Origin of the sequence: Nostoc sp. CCY 9925 (assembly GCF_963920935.1) — a bacterium.
Lineage (GTDB): Bacteria > Cyanobacteriota > Cyanobacteriia > Cyanobacteriales > Nostocaceae > Nostoc.
In genome coordinates, this window is sequence record NZ_CAWUDO010000015.1 from 91,835 (window position 1) to 113,398 (window position 21,564).

At 40.3% G+C, this 21,564-nt stretch carries 14 protein-coding genes; 6 read left to right on the plus strand and 8 right to left on the minus strand.

The window, feature by feature from the left end; translation table 11 throughout:
- The first annotated feature begins 14 nt into the window (after nucleotides 1-14).
- Entirely contained in the window at nucleotides 15-596 is a 582-nt protein-coding gene (locus ACM0OY_RS10960) for a COP23 domain-containing protein (RefSeq protein WP_414568884.1), read from the plus strand.
- A 38-nt stretch (nucleotides 597-634) separates the two neighbouring features.
- On the opposite strand, the gene ACM0OY_RS10965 is transcribed toward ACM0OY_RS10960, so the two are convergent.
- A complete protein-coding gene (locus ACM0OY_RS10965; RefSeq protein ID WP_414568885.1) occupies nucleotides 635-1,639 on the minus strand; it encodes an SDR family oxidoreductase in 1,005 nt (334 codons plus the stop codon).
- Between the two features lie 90 nt (nucleotides 1,640-1,729).
- Between ACM0OY_RS10965 and ACM0OY_RS10970 the strand changes: the two genes are divergently transcribed.
- Both ACM0OY_RS10970 and ACM0OY_RS10975 read left to right on the plus strand, forming a co-directional pair.
- Nucleotides 1,730-2,449, plus strand: coding sequence for a TetR/AcrR family transcriptional regulator (locus ACM0OY_RS10970; RefSeq protein WP_414568886.1), 720 nt, complete (start codon nucleotides 1,730-1,732; stop codon nucleotides 2,447-2,449).
- Nucleotides 2,450-2,531: 82 nt separating this feature from the next.
- Nucleotides 2,532-8,201 carry an AAA family ATPase gene (locus tag ACM0OY_RS10975; RefSeq protein ID WP_414568897.1) on the plus strand — a complete coding sequence of 1,890 codons (5,670 nt, stop codon included), beginning with the start codon at nucleotides 2,532-2,534 and terminating at the stop codon, nucleotides 8,199-8,201.
- A gap of 249 nt (nucleotides 8,202-8,450) precedes the next feature.
- On the opposite strand, the gene ACM0OY_RS10980 is transcribed toward ACM0OY_RS10975, so the two are convergent.
- The 7 genes from ACM0OY_RS10980 to ACM0OY_RS11010 form a co-directional block, all read right to left on the minus strand.
- A complete protein-coding gene (locus ACM0OY_RS10980; protein WP_414568887.1) occupies nucleotides 8,451-8,738 on the minus strand; it encodes a Mo-dependent nitrogenase C-terminal domain-containing protein in 288 nt (95 codons plus the stop codon).
- 396 nt (nucleotides 8,739-9,134) lie between these two features.
- On the minus strand, nucleotides 9,135-9,578 hold the full coding sequence (locus ACM0OY_RS10985; RefSeq protein ID WP_414568888.1) for a response regulator: 444 nt from the start codon (nucleotides 9,576-9,578) through the stop codon (nucleotides 9,135-9,137).
- A gap of 83 nt (nucleotides 9,579-9,661) precedes the next feature.
- Nucleotides 9,662-10,087: a sensor histidine kinase gene (locus ACM0OY_RS10990; RefSeq protein ID WP_414568889.1), complete on the minus strand. Its 426-nt coding sequence runs from the start codon at nucleotides 10,085-10,087 to the stop codon at nucleotides 9,662-9,664.
- 87 nt (nucleotides 10,088-10,174) lie between these two features.
- Entirely contained in the window at nucleotides 10,175-11,194 is a 1,020-nt protein-coding gene (locus tag ACM0OY_RS10995; protein WP_414568890.1) for a response regulator, read from the minus strand.
- Complete coding sequence (locus ACM0OY_RS11000) at nucleotides 11,163-13,163, minus strand: CHASE3 domain-containing protein (RefSeq protein WP_414568891.1); 2,001 nt, start codon at nucleotides 13,161-13,163, stop codon at nucleotides 11,163-11,165. The genes ACM0OY_RS10995 and ACM0OY_RS11000 overlap by 32 nt, the downstream gene beginning before the upstream one ends.
- Before the next feature lie 363 nt (nucleotides 13,164-13,526).
- Nucleotides 13,527-13,943 carry a response regulator gene (locus ACM0OY_RS11005; RefSeq protein WP_414568892.1) on the minus strand — a complete coding sequence of 139 codons (417 nt, stop codon included), beginning with the start codon at nucleotides 13,941-13,943 and terminating at the stop codon, nucleotides 13,527-13,529.
- A gap of 293 nt (nucleotides 13,944-14,236) precedes the next feature.
- Nucleotides 14,237-14,566: a hypothetical protein gene (locus ACM0OY_RS11010; RefSeq protein ID WP_414568893.1), complete on the minus strand. Its 330-nt coding sequence runs from the start codon at nucleotides 14,564-14,566 to the stop codon at nucleotides 14,237-14,239.
- A gap of 264 nt (nucleotides 14,567-14,830) precedes the next feature.
- Between ACM0OY_RS11010 and ACM0OY_RS11015 the strand changes: the two genes are divergently transcribed.
- The 3 genes from ACM0OY_RS11015 to ACM0OY_RS11025 all read left to right on the plus strand — a co-directional run bounded on the left by ACM0OY_RS11015 (nucleotide 14,831) and on the right by ACM0OY_RS11025 (nucleotide 21,461).
- Entirely contained in the window at nucleotides 14,831-15,913 is a 1,083-nt protein-coding gene (locus ACM0OY_RS11015; protein WP_414568894.1) for a class I fructose-bisphosphate aldolase, read from the plus strand.
- Nucleotides 15,914-16,086: 173 nt separating this feature from the next.
- Entirely contained in the window at nucleotides 16,087-16,929 is an 843-nt protein-coding gene (locus tag ACM0OY_RS11020; protein WP_414568895.1) for an HAD-IIB family hydrolase, read from the plus strand.
- Between the two features lie 626 nt (nucleotides 16,930-17,555).
- Nucleotides 17,556-21,461 (plus strand): DUF2157 domain-containing protein, encoded by a 3,906-nt coding sequence (locus ACM0OY_RS11025; protein WP_414568896.1) that lies wholly within the window; start codon nucleotides 17,556-17,558, stop codon nucleotides 21,459-21,461.
- Nucleotides 21,462-21,564 lie beyond the last annotated feature (103 nt).

The window sequence follows — 21,564 nt, forward strand, 5'->3', positions numbered from 1 at the left end:
TGTTTCTTGATAGTATGAAAACTAATTTTTTTCTCCCAGTTTTGGTTACGTTTACTGCTGCGATCGCTCTACCTGTTGTCGCTCTAGCCAGAACTCCACTTAAAGTACAATACGTCTGTGAGATCAAGCAAGGTATTCCTACTACTTATGCACACACTCCCACAGAAACTGTTGAGTTTATTGGCTGGCAATCTCAAGCTTTTATTAATTCAGGTTACACTCCTGAACGGCGCTGCCAAGAAGTAACAGCAAGATTTCAAAAACATTCAGATGCGGGTAATCTCAGGTTCATTACAACTGGCAAAATGAATAATCACAATGTGATGTGTATTGCCCAAAATAAAGGTGGTAATTGTGTATCAGATGGCTTGCTACTTACCTTTGAGCGTAAAGACGATCCTCAGAAAGTTCTTGTAGAACTATTCAATGTTTCAACTAGAGTCAGAAAGATTAGGCTTACCAGAGGTAAGCCAGTTTATATTGATGTAGATGAATATTTGAGCAACGTTTCCCAAACCAGACATAGGCAACCAATACAGTCAGAAAAACCTGTATCTCCAGTTAACTGTAATGGGTCGTTTTTTTGCTCTAACTGATCATCTATATCAAACGTGTTTAATTAAAAATATGGATTCTATAGATAGCCTTGGGACTGATACCACAACACCGTATCTTTCAATGTATCCTTGAAGGGGCGAAAGGTTACTCCCAACTCTTGGCCAGCTTTGGCTGAACTTAAGTTCGCTTTTTCCAACAAAGTTTGAACGCCAGCCAGTGGCATAGGGTTGACCCCACCCGTCAAACCTGCCCAGGTTTCCAATAACCATGCGATTGAGAGTGCAAGCCAATCAGGAATTTCCATTCTAGGAGCTTTCACACCTGAAATCGCTTCCAGTTCTAAGGCAATATCCTTCATGGTTTTCAGTGGCCCCGCTACAATGTAACGCTCACCCCGTTTCCCTCGTTCGGCAGCGGTAACCATAGCTGCCGCCACATCCCGAACATCAGTCAATGAAGCACCACCATTAACTATCCCCGGTAGCTTACTTGCCAATAGATCCAACACCAGTTGCCCCGCAGAAGTCGGTGCGGCATCACCAGGGCCCATCATCCAACCAGGCAAAATCATCACCACATCCATGCGACTGGTGTCCAGAAACTGATAAATTTCGCGTTCTGCCAAAATCTTAGTTTTGAAATAGAGGTTATTTTCAGCGAAGTTGCTATAAGCAGCTGTTTCAGTAGCAGCCTCATTTGGGTGTGTCTGAATCACCCCACTTGATGAGGTGAAAATCGTTCGTGCCACTCCTTGTGCCTCTGCTGCTTGCAAAAGCTCTATTGTGGCATCGACGTTGATGCGCTTCATCTTCTCCCAATGACTACCTGGCTGGTAATACTCCCGGAAAAAGGCTGCCGTGTGGAACACCACATCTACTCCCTTTAATGCTTGAGCAAAGGCAGATACATTCTCGATATCACCTTGAACAAATTGAATTGGGCTGTTTTTGAGGAAGCGTTTAGCCTTATCAATAGACCGAACCAACCCCTTGACTTGCCATCCTTGCGATACTAGCAATTGGCAAAGATTACTACCAAGCAGACCTGTCGCTCCAGTCACAAACGCTGTTTTGCCACTCATGATAGTTATCCCCTGGCGATCGCATTTCTTGTAGATTTAGTCCGAACTTTGCTAATGTGAGCTATTACTCACATCCATATTTGAAAGTATATGAGCAAAAGCTCACATCGTCAATCTCCAGGCAACAAAACAGTCAAGTCACCCGTTTCAGAGGATGGTAATCTGACATCTGATAAAATCCGCCGCAGTCCCTCAGGGGAGCGTGGTCAGCGACGGCGCAATTTAATCCTGGATACTGCCGCCGATTTGCTGGCAGAAGGAGGGGCAGAAGCTATCAACACCAATGCCTTAGCCGATCGAGCGGGTATTTCAGTTGGGTCGGTGTACCAGTATTTTTCTAACAAGGAGACAATTTTAAAAGCCTTGGGGGAGCGATATATGCAGCAATTGGGCAGTAATACGGTGGCTGCTCTACAACAGGATGTGTCCGGTTTAGATTTTGCTGCGATGGTCGATCGCGTGATTGACCCCATGATTGCCTTTGAACGCAAACATCCTGGCTTTAGACATCTCAATGCTGGGCAGGAAGGGGAAGGAACTCTGGTACAAGCGGCTCAACGGGTCGATCGCGAGATACTGGCAACCATCTACGATTTACTGCTACGGGTTTGTCCCGATGTGAATCCCATCCAGGGCTGGCAGATTGCGCGGGTAACGAAAGCTCTCTACAAAGGCATGAGTTATCTTATACAGCAGGAAAAAGAGATTGTGAAGGATGGTGGAGATGTTGGTGGTATGATTGCTGACATGAAACAGATGATGGCAGATTATCTAGAAGACCATTTAGGTTCATCGCCTTTTCGTAAGTAGTGCGATCGCTCCTTTCGGCGTTAATTAATTGAAAATTAAAGGGAATACTAAGCCCAGTAAAAATATTGTGAAGACTGCTGCAATGTTAGTTTTATCTGATAAAATATACGCTCTTGCTGGATATAGAATTTTAGAACAAATCTATTGTGGCAGCAAAACACTAGTTTTTCGGGGCGTTAAAGAACAAAGTCAAACACCTGTTATTATTAAACTGATACGAAATGAGTGTCCTACCTTCAGTGAAATTGCTCAATTCCGTAATCAGTATACAATTACCAAAAATCTCAACTTACCAGGAATAGTTCAACCTCTGTGCTTAGAAAACTATGGCAGTGGCTATGCCTTAATCATGGAGGACTTTGGTGGGATATCGCTCAAAGATTGGGGAAGGTATAACAAATTACAATATGGGGTTACACTAAGAGAATTTTTTCATATTGGCATAGCGATCGCATCTACTTTAGAAGAATTGCATCGCAGTCGCATTATTCATAAAGATATCAAACCCGCCAATATCCTGATTAACCCTAAGACTCTGGAAGTCAAAATTATCGACTTTAGTATTGCCACTCTGCTACCAAGAGAAATCCAATACCTAAAAAATCCTAACGTCTTAGAAGGGACACTAGCTTATATATCACCAGAACAAACAGGCAGGATGAACCGTGGTATTGATTACCGCAGCGATTTCTATTCCTTAGGCGTGACCTTTTTTGAACTCCTGACTGGACAGTTACCCTTCACTAACACTGAACCCATGGAGTTGGTTCACGCTCACATTGCTAAACAACCACCAAGCATACACCAAGTTAATCCTAATTATCCGCAAATTTTGTCTGCAATTGTGAGCAAATTGATGGCCAAAAATGCTGAAGACCGCTATCAGAGTGCCTACGGACTTAAGTATGACTTAGAAACTTGCTATCATCAATGGCAAGAAAGCGGTAATATTGCCATCTTTGAGTTAGCAACTAAAGATATTTCAGACCGTTTTCTCATCCCGGAAAAACTTTATGGTCGTCAACAAGAAGTTGCCACCTTACTAGCAGCCTTTGAGCGAGTAGCTAGAGGTACAACAGAAATGATACTAGTCACTGGGCTTTCTGGCATTGGTAAAACCGCCATAGTCAATGAAGTACATAAACCTATTGCTAGACAGCGCAGTTATTTCATCAAAGGTAAATTTGACCAATTTCAACGTGATATTCCATTGTCAGCATTAGTACAAGCTTTTCAAGATTTGATGGCACAAATACTGGTAGAAACTGATGCTCAAATTCAAGAATGGAAAGACAAAATTCTCTTGGCGTTAGGTGAACAAGCGCAAGTAATTATTGATGTGATTCCTGCCCTAGAACAGATAATTGGCAAACAGCCAGAAATTCCTGAACTATCTGGCAGTGCTGTGCAAAATCGATTTAATTTATTATTCCAAAGATTCATCCAGGTATTCAGCACTAAAGAGCACCCTTTAGTTATTTTTTTGGATGACTTGCAATGGGCAGACTCAGCTTCTTTGAAATTTATTCAACTATTGATGAGTCGAATTAATGAACTTAATAAAAATTCTGAATTAGTTTCATCAGAAACTAAAGAAAACTTATGGAATCCTATATTTGACGGCGATCCTTGGGGAGCCGATCAAGAACCAAAAATTACTCAAACTGAAGGATATTTTTTACTAATTGGTGCATATCGGGACAACGAAGTTTACCAAGGACACCCACTTTATTTAACATTAAAGGAAATTGAAAAAGCAGTAACCAATATTAATCAGATTACCTTAGTACCTCTAAACCAAGATAATTTAAATTGTTTGATTACTGATACCCTTGGTTGCCATAAAGAGATTGCTATTCCTCTGGGGCAAATGGTGTTTGCCAAAACAAAAGGTAATCCCTTTTTTGCAACTCAATTTCTCAAGTCCTTACATCAAGATGGCATCATTAAATTTAACTTTGATGTAGGCTATTGGCAGTATGACTTAGCAGAAATATACGCATTAGCTCTCACCGACGATGTTGTAGGCTTTATGGGACGGCAAATAGAAAAGTTGCCAATAGTGACGCAAGAGGTATTGAAACTGGCTGCCTGCATCGGCAATGAATTTGACTTAAATACTCTGGCGATCGCCCATGAAAAATCTGTATTAGATACAGCATCTGACTTATGGATAGCTATACATGAGGGGATCGTTTTACCTCAGACTGAGCATTATAAATTCTTTCATCATGGTAATAGTTCAACTGAAATTTTCCAAAATTTAAATCCTACAGAATCTTTCAGTAGTAGTTTTCCAATTCCTAAATACAAATTTATACACGATAGAGTACAACAAGCTGCTTATTCTTTAATTTCTGAAAGTGACAGGAAGCAAATTCATTTAAAAATTGGACTATTACTGTTCGATAATATCCCGGTAGACCAACGAGAAGAAAAGATTTTTCAACTTGTTAATCAATTCAATACTGCATTAGAACTGATTGCTCACCAGACTAAGCGTGATGAAATAGCCCAAATGAATTTTATGGCTGGACGTAAAGCTTTAGCATCAACAGCTTATGCAGCAGCAATAAAATATTTGATTGCTGGGATAGAACTCCTCTCATCTGATAGGTGGGAAACACAATATGAACTCACTTTAGCTTTGTATGAAACAGCAGCAGAAGCAGCATACCTAGCTGGCGAATTTGAGCAAATGGAGCAATTAATTGATGTTGTCTTAGCACAAGCTAAAACATTACTAGAAAAAGTAAAAGTCTCAAAAGTCAAAATTCAAGCTTACGGCACACAAGGTAAAGCACTAGAAGCCATCAACATTGCACTACCATTTTTGAAGTTATTAGGAGTAGAATTTCCTGAGAATCCCAGTCAGTCTGATTTTCAGATGGCAATGGCAGAAATCACATCAGATTTAAGTGGGAAATGCATTGAAGATTTAATTAACCTACCAGAAATGACGGCAGCCGAACCACTTGCCGTCATGCGTATCATCACCAGTACAATTTCTGCTGCTTACCAAAGTGTTCCTGGGCTTTTCCCGTTGTTTGTATTTAAGCAAATTAAGTTATCACTTCAGTATGGTAATGCTTCCTTATCTTCCTACGCATACATGAATTACGGAGTTATTCTTTGTTGTGTAATGGAAGATATTGAATCTGGTCACAAATTTGGCAAACTAGCTTTGCTCATGTTGGATAAGTTGAATGCCAAAGAAGTCAAAGCAAAAATTATAAATTCTTTTAATGCAGTTATCCGACATTGGAAGGAACACCCCAGAGAAATATTAACATCTCTACTGGAAGGTTATGCGACTGGACTGGAAACAGGAGATTTAGAGTATGCTGCCTATGCTCTTTACAATTATTCCTGTTGTTCGTATTTCATTGGTAAAGAACTAACTCTATTAAAACAGGAGATGGCAACCTATCATTATGCCATTGGCCAAATCAAACAAGAGAGAACGTTTAACTGGAATGCTATTTATCGGCAAAGTGCCTTAAACTTGCTAGGTTCGGAAGAAAATCCTTGTCGTTTAACTGGTGAAGTCTACGACGAGGAGAAAATGTTGCAGTTTCACCTGAACAGTAAGGATGGAGGTAGTCTTTTTGCTTTATATTTGAGCAAACTATATCTATGTTACTTATTTCAAGATTTTTCTCAAGCAGTGAAAAATGCCACCTTGGCAGAAAAATATTTAGCAACTGTTACAGGACAAATCCAAGTCCCTCTTTTCTATTTTTACGATTCTCTGGCAAGATTGATAATTTATCCTGACACGCCTGATTCTGAACAAAAATACATTCTCGATCGGGTACAAGCTAATCAAGAAAAGATGCAGAAATGGGCGCATCACGCTCCAATGAATTATCTACACAAATTTTATTTGGTAGAGGCTGAACGATATCGCGTTACAGGTCAATATCTCGAAGCAATAGAATCTTACGATCGCGCCATTTCTCTGGCTAAAAAAAATGAGTATCTTAATGAAGAAGCTCTGGCTAATGAACTGACAGCTAGATTTTATCTTGAATGGGGAAAAGAGAAATTTGCTCAAACATATCTTAGCGATGCTTATTATTGCTACGTTCGCTGGGGAGCAACAGTCAAAGTTAATGATTTGGCAAAACGCTATCCCCAATTACTCATGCCAATACTTCAGCAAGAAAAACTTAGCTTAGAATTATCTGAAAAAATCACTGTTCCTAATTCTCAATTTATATCAAACCAAAGTAGTCATCAAACACTCATCAGTTCTAATACAAGCATTTCTGACTCGCTGGATTTAGCAGCTGTAATCGCAGCCTCTCAAGCACTCTCTGGAGAAATTGAGATGGAGCAACTGCTTTCTACATTAATGCAAGTTGTAATTAAAAATGCCGGAGCTTCTAAATCTGCTTTGATTTTGAGTGAGAATAATAACTTAGAATTAAGCGTCACTGCTATCAGTTCTAGTTCAAATTTTGCATCTATCTCTACACAGTTCCCATCAACTTCTCTAGAGTCCAGCAACGATGTTCCCATTACGTTGATGAAATATGTGAAACGCACTGGAGAAGTCTTTGTGGTTGATGATGCTCAGACTGTTGCTTTCTTAGCAGGCGATCGCTACATTATTCGCGAGCAGCCTAAGAGTCTCTTGTGTATTCCAATTATCAATCAAGGTAAATTGTTTGGGATTCTTTATCTAGAAAATAATTTAACTACCGGAGCATTTACAGGCGATCGCGTGGAAGTTCTAAAACTGCTTACCACCCAAGCGGCAATTTCCTTAGAGAATGCCATACTCTATAAGAATTTAGCACAAGCAAATCAACACTTAGAGGAATACAGTCATAGTTTAGAAGCAAAAGTAGAAGCTAGAACACAAGAACTACACAATAAAAATCAACATCTACAACAAGCTCTACAACAACTACAACGCACCCAAACCCAATTAGTTCAAAGCGAAAAAATGTCTTCCTTGGGTCAAATGGTGGCAGGAATCGCTCATGAAATTAATAACCCGATTAACTTTATTCATGGCAATATTGGTCATGCTAGTGAATATACCAAAGATTTACTAGATTTACTTGCCATCTATCAGCAAGAATATGCCAATCCTTCGGATTTAGTTCAGGAAAAATCTACACAAATTGATGTAGATTTCTTAGCTGAAGATTTGCCTAAGGTTCTTGATTCTATGAAAATAGGAAGTTTTCGGATTCGCAATATAGTTTTAGGTTTACGTAACTTCTCCCGCCTGGATGAGTCAGAAATGAAGCCTGTTGATATTCATGAAGGTATTGACAATACCTTGATGATTTTACAGCATCGATTCAAGGAAAAGAGCGATTTTCCGGAAATAGAAGTTATTAAAGAATATGCACATATACCCAAAGTTAGTTGTTATGCTGGTCAACTTAATCAAGTATTTATGAATATTTTGAGTAATGCGATCGATGCTTTGGATGAGCCAAAAGTCAACAACTCTGAACTATTGAATAGACCACAAATTCGCATTTATACTGAACTAGTAGGTTCCAATACCTTGCAGATTGGCATTGCTGATAATGGTTCTGGGATGACCGAAACAGTGAGGAAGAAAATCTTTGACCCATTTTTTACTACTAAACCAGTCGGTAGTGGTACGGGGTTAGGATTATCTATTAGCTATCAGATAGTTGTAGAGAAACACAAAGGTCAGTTAACCTGTAATTCTACTCCTGGAAAAGGAACTGAGTTTGTGATTGAGATACCAATCCAGCAGTAATACCTTTTCACTTTTAGGTTGATACAAATACCTTGTTGGGGACGTACAACTTTTGTCTGTTCCTTACTAAGCTAATCGTCATTCATTTTTCCAGAGTGATTCGCTTGTAGTAAGCGGCTCTATCCCTGGTTTTATGCAACTTAAATGCTCATTAGCTTATACATCTAAATAGTAAGGGTTGAAATATTATTTATAAGTTTCCATCTAGAGAATTTTTTTTAATTCTCTTTATGTCAAGGAAACTTATATTTAACAATATTTTGTAGCATCTTCACCACATTCATCTACTAAATACAATAAACACTTAAAACGCAGGCCAACTACTTGTTCATAGAGGGGGTTTAGTTTACACAAAGGTGGAATACGAAAAAGAGTCCGACCTAGAATTTTCACAGTTCTTTCAAAAGGACAATTTGAGGGAATAATTTTGCACAAGAGTCTGGCAAGATTATAATTATGTATTTCTACAGCCTCAAGCTGATATCGTATCTGGTTTAACAAACTGTTATTCAAACTGGCTTTATTTGATAAGTTCATAAATCAAATCTCCGTCAATAAATATTTGCTCCTTTAAAAATACAACTATATTCAGAGAAAAACATAGTAGAATTACGAAACTATTTTTGCAATTTGGGAAAATCAATTTAAATATCAGTAATCTTGCTTAATCAGCCGTAGAAGTACTCAGTTATGACCGAATGGCACGCTTGTAAAGCTATTTCTTGGGGTGAGGCAGGAGGCAGAGGGCAGGAGGCAGAAGTTATGAAATCTTTGTGCTGCAAAACTTTCGGGTTTTTATTTTCTTTTCCTTCTGCCTCCTGCCTCCTGCCTCCTGCCTTATCTTCGTGCCATTCAGTTATGACCAAGAACTGTTAGGAGCGATAGTCAGTTTATAGCCAATGAGGACAAAAAAGCCAAAAATGTTCGCACAGTTTAAATTTGCGGTTTTTGGTTAAAAATAATCCAGTGGAGATTAAGGGTTATAACAATTTCTACTAATTCATTAAACATAACTGGCTTAACTATGTAAGCATTTACACTTATATCATAGACATTATTGATGTCCGTATACTCCTGAGATGAGGTGAGAACTACGACTGGTAAGCGCTTGAGTTTTGGTTGCTCGCGTAACCACATCAAAACCTCAATTCCAGATCTGCGGGGTAGTTTGAGATCGAGCAAGATTAGTACAGGCAAGGGATAACGGGTGCGATCGCCATAAGGTTCCTGTCCAGACAGATATAATACTGCTGCATCGCCATCATTTACAACCTGAACTGGATTTAAAATGTTAGCCTTGCGGAGCGCTCGTTGCAGCAGAAGCACATCTTTGTGATTATCCTCTACAAGCAGAATAGTTTCTTGCTCTTTACTCATGAAATTTTTGTTCTTAAAGGCAATAGGCAAGAGGATTCTAGAAGATTAAGTGTACCTAGCTTCCCAAAAATCAAATATGAGTCCTATATTATAGGTAAATCTAACCAAAATCGGCTTCCCTCTCCAGGTTGTGATTCTACACCAACTTGCCCATTCATACGTTTGACTCCTTTACGGACAATTGCTAAGCCGATACCGCTGCCAGGATAAACTTCAGAACTGTGTAGACGCTCAAAAACATTAAAAATGCGTTCTTGATATGTTTCCTCAATACCAATGCCATTGTCTTGCACCCATAAGCGAACCAATCCATTACGTTTCTCAGTCCATATCCGTAACTGAGGTTGGACTCCTGGTGCAACAAATTTAATCGCATTGGTTAGCAAATTGGTAATTACTTGAATCAAAATAGTAGGGTTCGCCGTAACTTCAGCTAAAGGTTCTTCAATTTGCACTCTCGTCTGTCGCTGTGTTAATTCTAGTTCTAGCTGTCTAAGTATTTGTGTCATCAATAAAGATAAGTTAACAGCTCGTAATGGCACTTCAGTTCGGCTGAGGCGACTGTATTCAAGCAGATCTTGAACAAGCTTGTCTGCTTACTGTGTACTTGCAATAATACGTTGCAAATAGTTTTGTTGGTTCTCTAAGTCAGATTGCCTATCTTGATTCTCTAGGAGGATTGAACCAAATGCTTGGATAGCGCGTAATGGTTCTCGCAGATCGTGGGAAATTGAATAAGTAAATGCTTCTAAATCTTGATTAGCGACTGCTAAAAGCTGATTTGTCTGTGTTAAATCTCGATTTGCTACTTCTAATTCAGCAGTGCGCTCCCTGACTCGCTCCTCTAAGGTGAGGTTGAGTTGTTGAATTTCAATTTCAGCCTGTTTCCGAAATGTAATATCTTCTATTAAGCCATCTAGTACCTGTTGTCCCTCAACTGTATTTAAAGCTATGCTTAACTCTACCCAGATGAGGCTTCCATTTGCTCGTTGTAATTGAATCTCTTGTTCTTGGTGTTGAGGTGGCGGCAGTTGTTGTAGTACTGAGTAGTATTCAGGGATATTCAATAGATTCATTGCTGAGGCTTGTGATAATGAATCCAGCCCCAATAATTCCAGAAACGCTGGGTTACACTCAATAAAATTTCCATCTAGGTGAGTACGAAATATACCCAATTTTAATTGGTTGAGTAAACCTTGGAGACGAATTTCGAGTAAGGTAGCTCGTTGTTTGATTTGTATTCGTTCTAGTGCAACTCGCACAGCAGAGGGTATGCGAATGTAGCGGTTGGGTGATTTGAGGACATAATCATCTAGCCCAGACTTCATTGCCTCTACCGCAATTTCTTCACTACCTGTATTAGTAAACATAATTACTGGACAGTTAGGATATTGCTGCTTAATGGTATGTAAAACTTCTAGTCCAGTACTCCAGCCCAGTTGATAGTCGGTAATAACTAAATCGAATTCACCGGCTGCTATTGCACTAGCAAAACCAGCAGCTTCGCGAATTTCTTGAGCTTGCAATTGCGGAAATTCTCGCCTCAGTTCTCGCATCACTAAGGCCCGATCGCCTGGATTGTCATCAATTATCAGAATGCGGAGTACTTGCGTCATCAGTATCATTGCTATGAGAAACAGCTTTTGGCAAAGCAATCCAAAAGCGACTACCGGCACCTAATTGCGATTCTACCCCAGTTCGACCGTTCATTCGCTCTACCCCTTTACGGACAATGGCTAAACCAATACCAGTACCTGGATAGATTTCAATGCCATGCAGTCGTTCAAAGACTCGAAAAATGCGCTCTTGATGTTCTGGCGCAATGCCGATGCCGTTGTCTGATACAAATAATTGTATGTAATTATGCTGTTCTTTGGCGTATATTTCTACCTTTGGTTGTATTCCAGGCTGCACAAATTTCATCGCATTACTGAGTAGATTGGTTACTACCTGGACAAGGGTAGAGCGGTGAGCGATCGCTGCGGGTAATGGTTTTGCTATCGTGACTTGGGCTTGCTGTTCCTGTAGTTCTGTACTTACTTGTTTTAAAGCTTCTTTGACAACACTAGTTAAATCAACTTCTTGCATTTGAATTTCGGCACGGCTGAGACGGCTGTATGCCAAGAGATCGGCAATTAGGGTGTCCATTTGTACTGCACCCTCTGTAATATATTCAATGTATTCTTGCCCAACTGAGTCCAGTTTGTCTGTATAGTCCTCTTCCAATGCTTGAGCAAAGCCTTGCATAGTCCGTAATGGTGCCCGTAAATCGTGCGATATCGTGTAAGTGAACGCTTCTAGCTCTTGATTTGTTTCTTGCAACTGTGCGGTGCGCTCAATAACACGCTGTTCCAGTTCATTAGCGTAACTTTGAAGTTGTTCGCGTAGCAGAGATTGTTGGATAGCGATCGCTAACTGAGCGGTGACTTCAGAAGCAATATTGTGGGCTTCGTCATCAAAACCATCAACAACAGTTGTCGACAAGTTAAGTTCGCCAAATAGTATTTCTTTGGCAAACATAGGAAGACAAATACTACAGCGTAATCCTTGAGAACGCAACTGTGCTAATATCGGCGGACAGGACTGTGCTGTTGCCAAATCAGCTATATAGCGAATGTTTTGTAACTCGGTTGTGTTAGCTGCAAAGTCAGTCAATGACATTTGAGTGCCAATTGGCGGTCGTAATTCTCCAGTAGTAGTGCTACCTGCGATAATTTTGCTTGTAGATGTTTCAAAATCAAACACAGCTACAAATGCTTGCTGGTAAGGTAGAATTTGACGCATTTTAGCTAGAGCATTACTAATCAGAGATTCAATCGATTCAGCTCTTAAAATTGCTCTGTCAATATTATTTAAAGCAGCTAGTCGTTGGGCAGCACGTTGAGCCTGTTGTGCCTGCTGTTGGGCATTTTCTGTTTGCTGCTCTGCTGTTATAAGCGCTGTTTGATAAGTTTGAGATACTTGCCGAACTTGTCGCCAAATAAAGTAAGCTAAAAAAATACCAATTACTATTGCTAAAGCAATACTGGTGAGAATAACTTGCATTGTTGTTGCTTGCACCGTTTGAGTACGCTGATTGCGTAGTTGCTCCTCAGTGGCGATAAAATTAGCAATTTCGTTTCGCATTCTGTCCATAATGCGTTTGCGAGCCTCAAAACCTGCGATGGGTTCAACTTCACCGCGTTCTTTACGGGCGATCGCTTGGGAAAATTGACGATTCCAATTTGTCTGCTGGACTCGAATCAGTTTTAAACGTTGAGTCTGTGCAGGATTATCTGAAACTAAGTTGCCTAGTTTATCAAAAGCAGCATTAATTTGAGAATTAGATTGTTGATAAGGCTGAAGAAATTCAGGATTTCCTGTAAGTTGATAACCGCGTACTCCGGTTTCCAAATCGACTAATAGTTTTTGAGTAAGGTGGGCTTGAGCAATTACTTGGTCGGTATGTTCGACCCAGTTCATTACCAAAAGCAGGCGAGTAATTTGCCAAATAGAAATTCCTGACAATGACAACAACAATATAATTGGTAGACCAATAGTGCTGAAGATTTTGCGTTTAAATACAGTTTGAGCAATGTTTAGCATGTTGGCTATTCAGAAAATGTAACGTTTTTTATAAATATAAATTTTAATTTTTGAGTTCAGTCTAGGTAGAAAAAGCTGGTTTTGTTTGAAGATTTACTAACTCACACTTCATGTGAATTAAAAACGCCTCTTATCCCATAAGAGTTTCTAGATTTGCTCCTAATCATTGTTTTGGGACTATCTACCAGGGCAAACGCATCTAAATATTGAAGATTAATGAGCGAGGTAAAACTCACCAACGCTCTCCCACATAAGACTTTCAAAAAATAGGTGTCAATCAAATAATAATAATAATAATAATCGTTTGTGAGGGGCAGAGGTTTATGGCAGGCGACAGCTGCAAAGCTAAAATCGAAAATCGTATTAGTTATAACTAGTGCTTAGCTCAATTAAATTAGTAACTACAGAAACTAACTCTTTCAAGTCAATCGGCTTGTACAAATGACCCTGAAAACCTGCTAACAATGCATAGGTACGGTCTTCTTCATGAACGAATGCTGTCAGAGCAATAGCTGGAATTTCTGGTTGCGTTTGTTGTTTGTTCAGTGTTCTAACTTTCTCCAGTAGGGAGTAGCCGTCTTCACCTGGTAAACAAATATCACAGATCAAAATGTCTGGTTTAAAATATAACATTGCTTCCAAAGCTTCCAGGGCTGAACCAACTGCGATAACTTCTGCTCCCTCTAATTTAAACAAAATAGCAAGTATCTTTCTTGTATCAGGGTCGTCATCGACAATTAGTAACCGTAGTTCTTTTAGAGATATGGATTTTTTGGGCATTATTCTTATTACAATGTAATACTAACACTTGGTATTAAAATGCACGCGTTTCTGGGATGGCATTAATAATGCGCCTACTAAGTTATTAACTTATGGAAAATGCGATCGCCGCATCTACTGAAGGTGAAAACTTATTGCATCCTAAGGACTAGAAAGTGGGGAGTGTGAGGGGAGGTTATAACAAAGCTTCCTATCCTTTGAGGCTTTAACTTAATACCAATGCCATCCTGACCACACTTCCCACCGATCCCAATGCCCAGTTCCTTTGACCGAACTCAAGATGAGTGTGCTAATTACCTAGAACTTTGCTGCTTGTGCTGGCGTAATTGCTCTAGTATATATACTTGTAACTCTTGCCTTTCTCTGTTGCTGGCATTTCGTTGATAAGTTCTTCCTGTTTCTTGAATAAACCGACGTTTCTCGCTTTGAGAAGATTTGAGTTTACCTCCAGATACGTTGAGTTTTTGCTGTAATTCTTCCCATGTCTTTTCGCCAACGCTTTCACCTAGTTTTACCAGTACCTTTGGCAATAATATTTTTGCCTCTCTTTCCAAATCGTCTTCTGTCTCTAGGGCAGCTAAATCTATATTGCTGAAATCGATATTGATTTGAAAGTTACTCATGGCATTGATTGATTTTATTAATAATTATTAGCACAATTGATTCTTGATTGATTGCTGTTGATGCTTAACACCGACCACTGATATTTTTCACAACTCAAATAAAATTGCTATAGTACGATCGCTATATTTATTTATCAAATATTATTCTGATTTTTTAACTATTCAGAATTCTGAGTCCTCAATTCTGAATTCACCAATTCTGAATTCTGACTAAAATGCTATCTTAAAGGCAAGGTCATTTGCTCAAGTTTTGAGGAAAACGCTATGACTACAACGCTCATAGAGACTAATTCTATCGAGTCATTGCTAGGTAAAGAGGCAGAAGACCTGCTTACCTACAAAGCAAAGGTTTCTAAGGATTTATTGCATTTGCCGGGACCGGATTTTGTAGATCGAATTTGGATTAATAGCGATCGCAATCCTCAAGTATTGCGTAATCTTCAGTTACTCTATTCTACTGGTCGCTTGGCAAACACAGGTTATCTGTCTATTCTCCCGGTAGACCAAGGTATCGAACATTCCGCCGCTGCGTCTTTTGCGCCGAATCCGATTTACTTCGATCCAGAAAATATTGTGAAGTTAGCGATCGCCGCAGAATGCAACGCTGTTGCGACTACTTTGGGAGTTTTGGGTATCGTATCACGAAAATATGCCCATAAAATTCCCTTTATTGTCAAAATCAATCACAACGAATTGCTGACCTTCCCCAATCAATTTGACCAGATATTATTTGCTGATGTCGAACAAGCTTGGAATTTAGGGGCGGCCGCGGTTGGTGCAACAATTTATTTTGGTTCAGACCAGTCTACCAGGCAAATTCAAGAAATCAGCCGAGCTTTTAAACGCGCCCATGAATTAGGGATGGCGACCATTCTCTGGTGCTATCTGCGGAACAACGCTTTTAAACAAGATAAAGATTATCACCTTGCAGCCGACCTCACCGGACAAGCAAACCATTTGGGTGTAACCATTGAAGCCGACATCATAAAACAAAAGTTACCCGAATGCAACAATGGTTATGGAGCAGTTGTCAAAGCTACTGGTAAGAGTTATGGCAAAACTGACGAACGAGTTTACACAGAATTGACAACTGACCACCCAATTGATTTGACTCGTTACCAAGTACTCAATTGCTACTCCGGACGTGTGGGGCTGATTAATTCTGGTGGCGCCACCGGCAAAAATGACTTCGCCGAAGCAGTTCGCACCGCCGTCATTAACAAACGCGCTGGTGGTTCCGGATTAATTTCTGGGCGCAAGACATTCCAGCGTCCCTTTGAAGAAGGTGTCAAACTATTTCACGCCATTCAAGATGTTTACTTATCGCCAGATGTGACAATAGCTTAGGAATCAATATTGCTCGCTTTGTGCATTTTTGACTCGTAATTAGGGAAAGGGAAAGAAGAAGGGAAAAGGAGGGATTTGCCCTTTTCCCTTTACCCTTTGCCTTTTTCCCTTAACCGACAAGTATTAGGAAAGAAGCTCTACTTGGCATTAAAACATACGAAACTACAAATAATATGAAATTTCACGAATATCATACCAAGCTATTACCTTATGTTCCACAACCAAAATATGTTGTTTTTACAGATTTTGACGAAACTTATTTGGCTCACCAAAACGAAGAGTGCCATAAAAGCGATCGCAATGAACTAGAAGAGTATTTATTAAACCAAAGCTATGAAAAACAAATTATTTTGGGTTGGGTGACTGGCAGTAGTTTAACTTCAATATTCTCGAAAATAAATAAATATGGTTTAAAAGTCTTACCTAATTTTATTGCCAGTAGTTTGGGTACTGAGCTAACGTATTTCAATCAAAAACAATACGGTGAAAAAGATAAAATATGGCAGAATAATCTCAAAAAAACTGGGTTTTCAGAAAAATTAGTTAACAATTTAGTTAGTATCTTAAAATTAGATGATATTCATTTGACACCGCAACCTCAAATACAAGATTCTTGTTTCTTAAAAAATTACTATTACCATCAACAAAACAAGGAAGTTGATTCACAGGCAATATTGCAGATAAAAAATATAGCTAAAAAGGCTGGTATTTCAGTGAATATTAGCCAATGTAATCCCTTATGTGGAGACCCCGAAAATTGCTATGATGTGGATTTTACACCTTCGGGAACAGGTAAAAAAGATATAGTTAATTTTATTTTAAAACAGACGAATATCAACTATAAAAACTCCATAGCTTTTGGTGAAAGTGGCAATGATATTGAAATGCTTCAAGCAGTTGAACATGGTTATTTAGTAGGAAATGCCACAAGCGAAGCTAAAAAATTACATTCTCGAATAGAAGAGAATGAGTACACTAAAGGAATATTATCTGTATTAAAAACACTCATCCAATAAATCGAGCTAGTGGTCTGTGTCATTAATTTTGGGATTACCAAGAAATAAATTATCAAATATTGTGGGGTGGACATCTTGTCCGCCCTTGCTTATGGGCGGGCGAGATGCCATTGGTGTCAAGTGAAAGCAGATGCCGAGATGTCAAGCGACCTTGCGGCGCAGCAACATCAGCGGATAAATCATTAGACTTCTTGCAGAAGTGGGGAAAAGGGTAAGGGGTAAAGGGGAAAGGGCTAATAAAAACCCTTTTCCCTTTAACCTTTTCCCTTTCCCCCCTCTTGCAAAAGTTACTTTTGCAAGAGGTCTACTGCTTGAAGAAGGCAGAAGGCAGCTATGCTGAGGGCAGAAGGAACAAGTCAGAAGGGGATTCAGACCCCTCCTGACTTGGAGCCACTGAAGTCTTGTTATTTTTCTTAACTTGACACCAATGGCAAGATGCCCTCCCCACAAGATATTGAGAAAATTTTAATATGCTACTTTGTTTCTTTAGCCCTTCTTCTTGGTACGCCTCCGTTGGAGACTGACGTTAAAAATTAATATCAATTAGCTTATAAGCGGGAAATTTAGAGCAAAAATATACTTTAATTAATCCATCATTTCAGTAGATACCTCTATTGTTGCGGCTTATGTCATCGCCCCTTGAGCGCCCGCTAAAAATTGAAATCAGACTTCCATCTTCCCATCCTCACTTATTAGAAGGACTTGATATATGGGTGCGCTTGGGTTTGATATCCGATTCCCAAGTCAGGCAGCTATGCCGAGAATTTCTCGTTTGTAAGGTGGTGTTACAACCTCAGGTTCAAGTTGAAACTAAAGTAACATTTGCAACTTCTGATCCTGTGGAACAGTTGTCTGTAGCAGCTTTACAAGCTAGTAGCCCTAGAAAACTGCCAGAAACACCAGCTCAACCCAACTTTATTAGCACAATGTTGCAGTCACTAGGGGCAGAATTGAGTGTCCGTTGGCTGCTTTTTCTAGGAGTATTTTTAGTAGTGGTGTCCTCTGGGGTACTGGCTGCTAGTCAATGGGAGAAATTTCCTGCTTCTGGACAGTATGGAGTTTTATTTGCTTACACTTTGAGTTTCTGGGGGTTAAGCTTTTGGGCGACTAGGCAAAACAATTTGAGATTGACGGCTCAGACATTATTGATTGTCACTCTGTTGTTAGTGCCAGTGAACTTTTGGGCTATGGATAGCTTTGGGTTATGGCAAAATCCTTTGAATTGGATTGTAGTTGCGATCGCCTGCCCTACCCTAACTGCTATTACTGTTTTAATCTCCAAAAATCGTACTGTTTTTACCAATTTACATACCGCTAAATTACCTATATTAAATATTCTGGGGCTGAGTTATCTGCATTGGGGTTGGCAATTAAAGGGATTTCCCTTAATTGCTGTTTATCTGGCAACGATCGCCACAACTATCATTACCGTCCTGGATAATCGTTATTTATATGTAGAAAATGCAAGCGATCGCCATAAGTTAAGTATTAGTTTACGCACTACAGTAATTATTTATGCTTTAGTCATCCTGCTAGTGCGGGCGATTTTTATTGCTGGGGTAAATGTCACGCAATTGGGTTTAGCTATTGGTATTTGCGGCTGGTTGGTAACTTGGTTAGCACAGCAGGGAGGGGAGAGGGCAGGGGGAGATGAGGAAGTAACAGTAATATCCCCCTCATCTCCCCTATTGTGGGAAAGACTTGGTGCAATTTTACTCTTGCTGGGTTGGCTGGTATCAGTAATTAATTATCCCTGGCAAGCGATCGCTGTGAGTGGTTTGGGTTTGTGGTTTGTGGGAAATCGCTTGCAACGCTACAGTTTAAAAATTGACTTAGCGGCAGTTTTTGTTATTGGTTTACAGACAATTTGGCTGGCTTGGCGATTAGTACCCGATCGCTTACAGGAATTAGCGATCGCTACTGCCACCCAACTGACAAATTCTCAAAAGGAACCTTGGGCGTTGCTGGGTGTAGTTTTATTTCCCTACGTAATTTTGATGGTGGCACTCACAGATAATTTGCATCGCGCCCAAAAGCGAGAATTGGCTAAGTTTGGCGAACTACTGACTTTATTATTAGGAACTTTTCTGACAACCGTCGCCCTAGTCAATCCCACGTTGCGATCGCTAAATCTGCTATTTTCCACCATCACCCTCGCCTTTGTCACCAAACGCCGCCCTGCCCCATCACCTCCCCTGGTATACCTAACTCACATCATCGGCGTACTGACGTTTTGTTCTTGCATTCATTGGTTATTCCCAGCACTCAGTAGAGAAGCCTGGGCAAGCATTTTATTGGCTTTGATGGTTGCAGAATGGAGATTTAGCCTGGGAAATGGAATATGGCGACGTAGTGCATGGGACATCGGTTTAGGATTAGCCGCCGTTAGTTTTTTGCTCTTGTGGATGAATGCAGAATCATCTTGGTATGGTATGGCTGATAGTAGAGCTAATTGGGGAGTTATTTGGCTAGTTACGCCCATAGCTCTCACGGGTGTTGCCAGTGCCACAAGGATAGAGAATCGGACTATTACCTGTTACTTAAGTATCTTGGCTGTGGGAATTGTTCAGTTACTTACTTTACAGCTACCAGGAACCAGATTAATCAGTTTGGCTGTGGCTGCGGGGTTAATGTTGGTAAATACGCGCTATTTACGTAACCAAATATCTGCGGTAATCACAGAAGGATTCGTTCTAAGTTTTATTGGAGTGGTGCTGTGGACGGGTGTACCTGGTTTGCCTCGTCTGGCGGTGGCTGGTTGGTTTGTTGTGGGAGCGATCGCCACTTTAAGTTTATGGTTAATCCGGACAGCACTCAGGCAACGCGGTAACGAATTAGCCCTTGTCTATGCAGCCGCTAGCGATAAATGGGCGATCGCTTTGTGTGGTTATGAGTTGTTTGGTTTGACGCTGCACTCAGTCCTGATTTATCGAGGAGTGACTAGTTCCGGATTTTTGTACTTAATTGCCACTAGTATCACTTTGGCAGGCATTGTCTATCGCAGTTGGCGACAACCAACAAATTGGGCATTTTATGGCATTGGTTGGTGTTTGGAATTGTTGACAGCCCAGGCATTAGGGTTTGGGGAGCCATCGATTATTAGGATGGCGATCGCAAATATCGCCTTGGGTTTACTGGCTCAGTTTGTAGGAGAGTGGTGGCGAAGACGACATCAATTACAAAGGCTACCTAGCAGCTTTCACATTCTGCCATTAATTTATGGTGTATTCAGTGTATTCCTGCGTGTAAACACCTTCACAGATTGGACGGGTTTGTGTTCCTTGGGTGTAGCTTTAATTATCATTGGTGTGGGACGACGCCGGGAAGACTTTAAACCCTTGCTGTATTTAGGAATTATTGGCGTATCAATTTCTGCCTACGAACTTTTGTTTTATCAAATGTTACAAGCTTCAGGAGGAGCATTAGGCGATGGATTGATTGCCATGTCTGCCCTTGGTGCCAGTATCATGTATGCCTATCGCATCCTCTCCCCTTGGCTAATGGGCTACTTACGCTTAACTCCCCAAGAACTCAAAGGCATAGCCGATATTCACTGGGCTTGGAGTAGCTGCTTATTAATGGCTGCCATTGCAGTTCCCATTGGAGTTAACCGTTTGGTGGGATTGGGAACTGGGGTATTTTTGGTTCGGTATGCGATTTTTCAGGGAAAGCGATCGCCCGAACAATCCGCGTCTTCAGCCTGGGGTATGACAACAGATGAAATTTGGGTTTATCTGGGTTTATTAGAGGCGGGTGTCATCAGTCTTTTATTGCTGGAAATGCCAATAGGGCGTTTATTTACTACACAATTACTTCCCTGGAATGCTGCGATCGCCTCTGTAGCCGCCTATTTTCTGTATATCCTACCTTGGGAAAATTGGGGCTGGTCTAAAAGGCCTTGGCAACAAGCTGCATACGTTTTACCACTAATAATTTTATGGCAAACTAGACTGCAAGTTTACCCGATCGCTTTACTACTCACCGCTGGATATTACATCTTTTTAGCAAAAGTGGGTGAAAACATCCGTTTTACCTATATTAGTGTAGCGTTGGTTGATTGGGCGCTGTACCGTTGGTTGTATAGTTTGTATCTGCGCGAAGCTTTGTGGTACGTAACACCATTTGGGTTATCACTACTTTATATTGCTCAAGTAGATACACAACTGAAACTACCAGAATCTAAAATAGTTCGTCATAGCCTGCGGTTGCTAGGTAGTGGTTTAATTTGTGGCTGGGCAATTTTATTTCATCAAGACACGCCTTGGATACCGGGAATTTTTAGCCTTATTGCCATTTTCGCCGGATTAGCTTTGCGAGTGCGGGCTTTTCTCTACATTGGTACAGCTACTTTTGTAATTACTACTATCTATCAATCGGTAATCTTCAGCTTGCAGTACTCATTTTTAAAATGGGTTGTTGGCTTGTTTCTCGGTATTTTACTGATTTATATCGCCGCCAACTTTGAAACCCGCCGCGCTCAAATAACTTCCCTAATTCGTAACACCATTGATGAATTGCGATCGTGGCAATAGCGGTTTGTAATTGCGTACTCTATCGCTACGGACTTGTGTTGTCAACCAACGGACTTGTGTTGTCAACCAACGGACTTGTGTTGTCAACCAACGGACTTGTGTT

What these genes read in the sequence shown, in the direction of transcription:
- ACM0OY_RS10960 (WP_414568884.1), top strand. Translation starts at nt 15, where the DNA reads ATGAAAACTAATTTTTTTCTCCCAGTTTTGGTTACGTTTACTGCTGCG.
- ACM0OY_RS10965 (WP_414568885.1), bottom strand. Translation starts at nt 1,639, where the DNA reads ATGAGTGGCAAAACAGCGTTTGTGACTGGAGCGACAGGTCTGCTTGGT.
- ACM0OY_RS10970 (WP_414568886.1), top strand. Translation starts at nt 1,730, where the DNA reads ATGAGCAAAAGCTCACATCGTCAATCTCCAGGCAACAAAACAGTCAAG.
- ACM0OY_RS10975 (WP_414568897.1), top strand. Translation starts at nt 2,532, where the DNA reads ATGTTAGTTTTATCTGATAAAATATACGCTCTTGCTGGATATAGAATT.
- ACM0OY_RS10980 (WP_414568887.1), bottom strand. Translation starts at nt 8,738, where the DNA reads ATGAACTTATCAAATAAAGCCAGTTTGAATAACAGTTTGTTAAACCAG.
- ACM0OY_RS10985 (WP_414568888.1), bottom strand. Translation starts at nt 9,578, where the DNA reads ATGAGTAAAGAGCAAGAAACTATTCTGCTTGTAGAGGATAATCACAAA.
- ACM0OY_RS10990 (WP_414568889.1), bottom strand. Translation starts at nt 10,087, where the DNA reads ATGACACAAATACTTAGACAGCTAGAACTAGAATTAACACAGCGACAG.
- ACM0OY_RS10995 (WP_414568890.1), bottom strand. Translation starts at nt 11,194, where the DNA reads ATGACGCAAGTACTCCGCATTCTGATAATTGATGACAATCCAGGCGAT.
- ACM0OY_RS11000 (WP_414568891.1), bottom strand. Translation starts at nt 13,163, where the DNA reads ATGCTAAACATTGCTCAAACTGTATTTAAACGCAAAATCTTCAGCACT.
- ACM0OY_RS11005 (WP_414568892.1), bottom strand. Translation starts at nt 13,943, where the DNA reads ATGCCCAAAAAATCCATATCTCTAAAAGAACTACGGTTACTAATTGTC.
- ACM0OY_RS11010 (WP_414568893.1), bottom strand. Translation starts at nt 14,566, where the DNA reads ATGAGTAACTTTCAAATCAATATCGATTTCAGCAATATAGATTTAGCT.
- ACM0OY_RS11015 (WP_414568894.1), top strand. Translation starts at nt 14,831, where the DNA reads ATGACTACAACGCTCATAGAGACTAATTCTATCGAGTCATTGCTAGGT.
- ACM0OY_RS11020 (WP_414568895.1), top strand. Translation starts at nt 16,087, where the DNA reads ATGAAATTTCACGAATATCATACCAAGCTATTACCTTATGTTCCACAA.
- ACM0OY_RS11025 (WP_414568896.1), top strand. Translation starts at nt 17,556, where the DNA reads ATGTCATCGCCCCTTGAGCGCCCGCTAAAAATTGAAATCAGACTTCCA.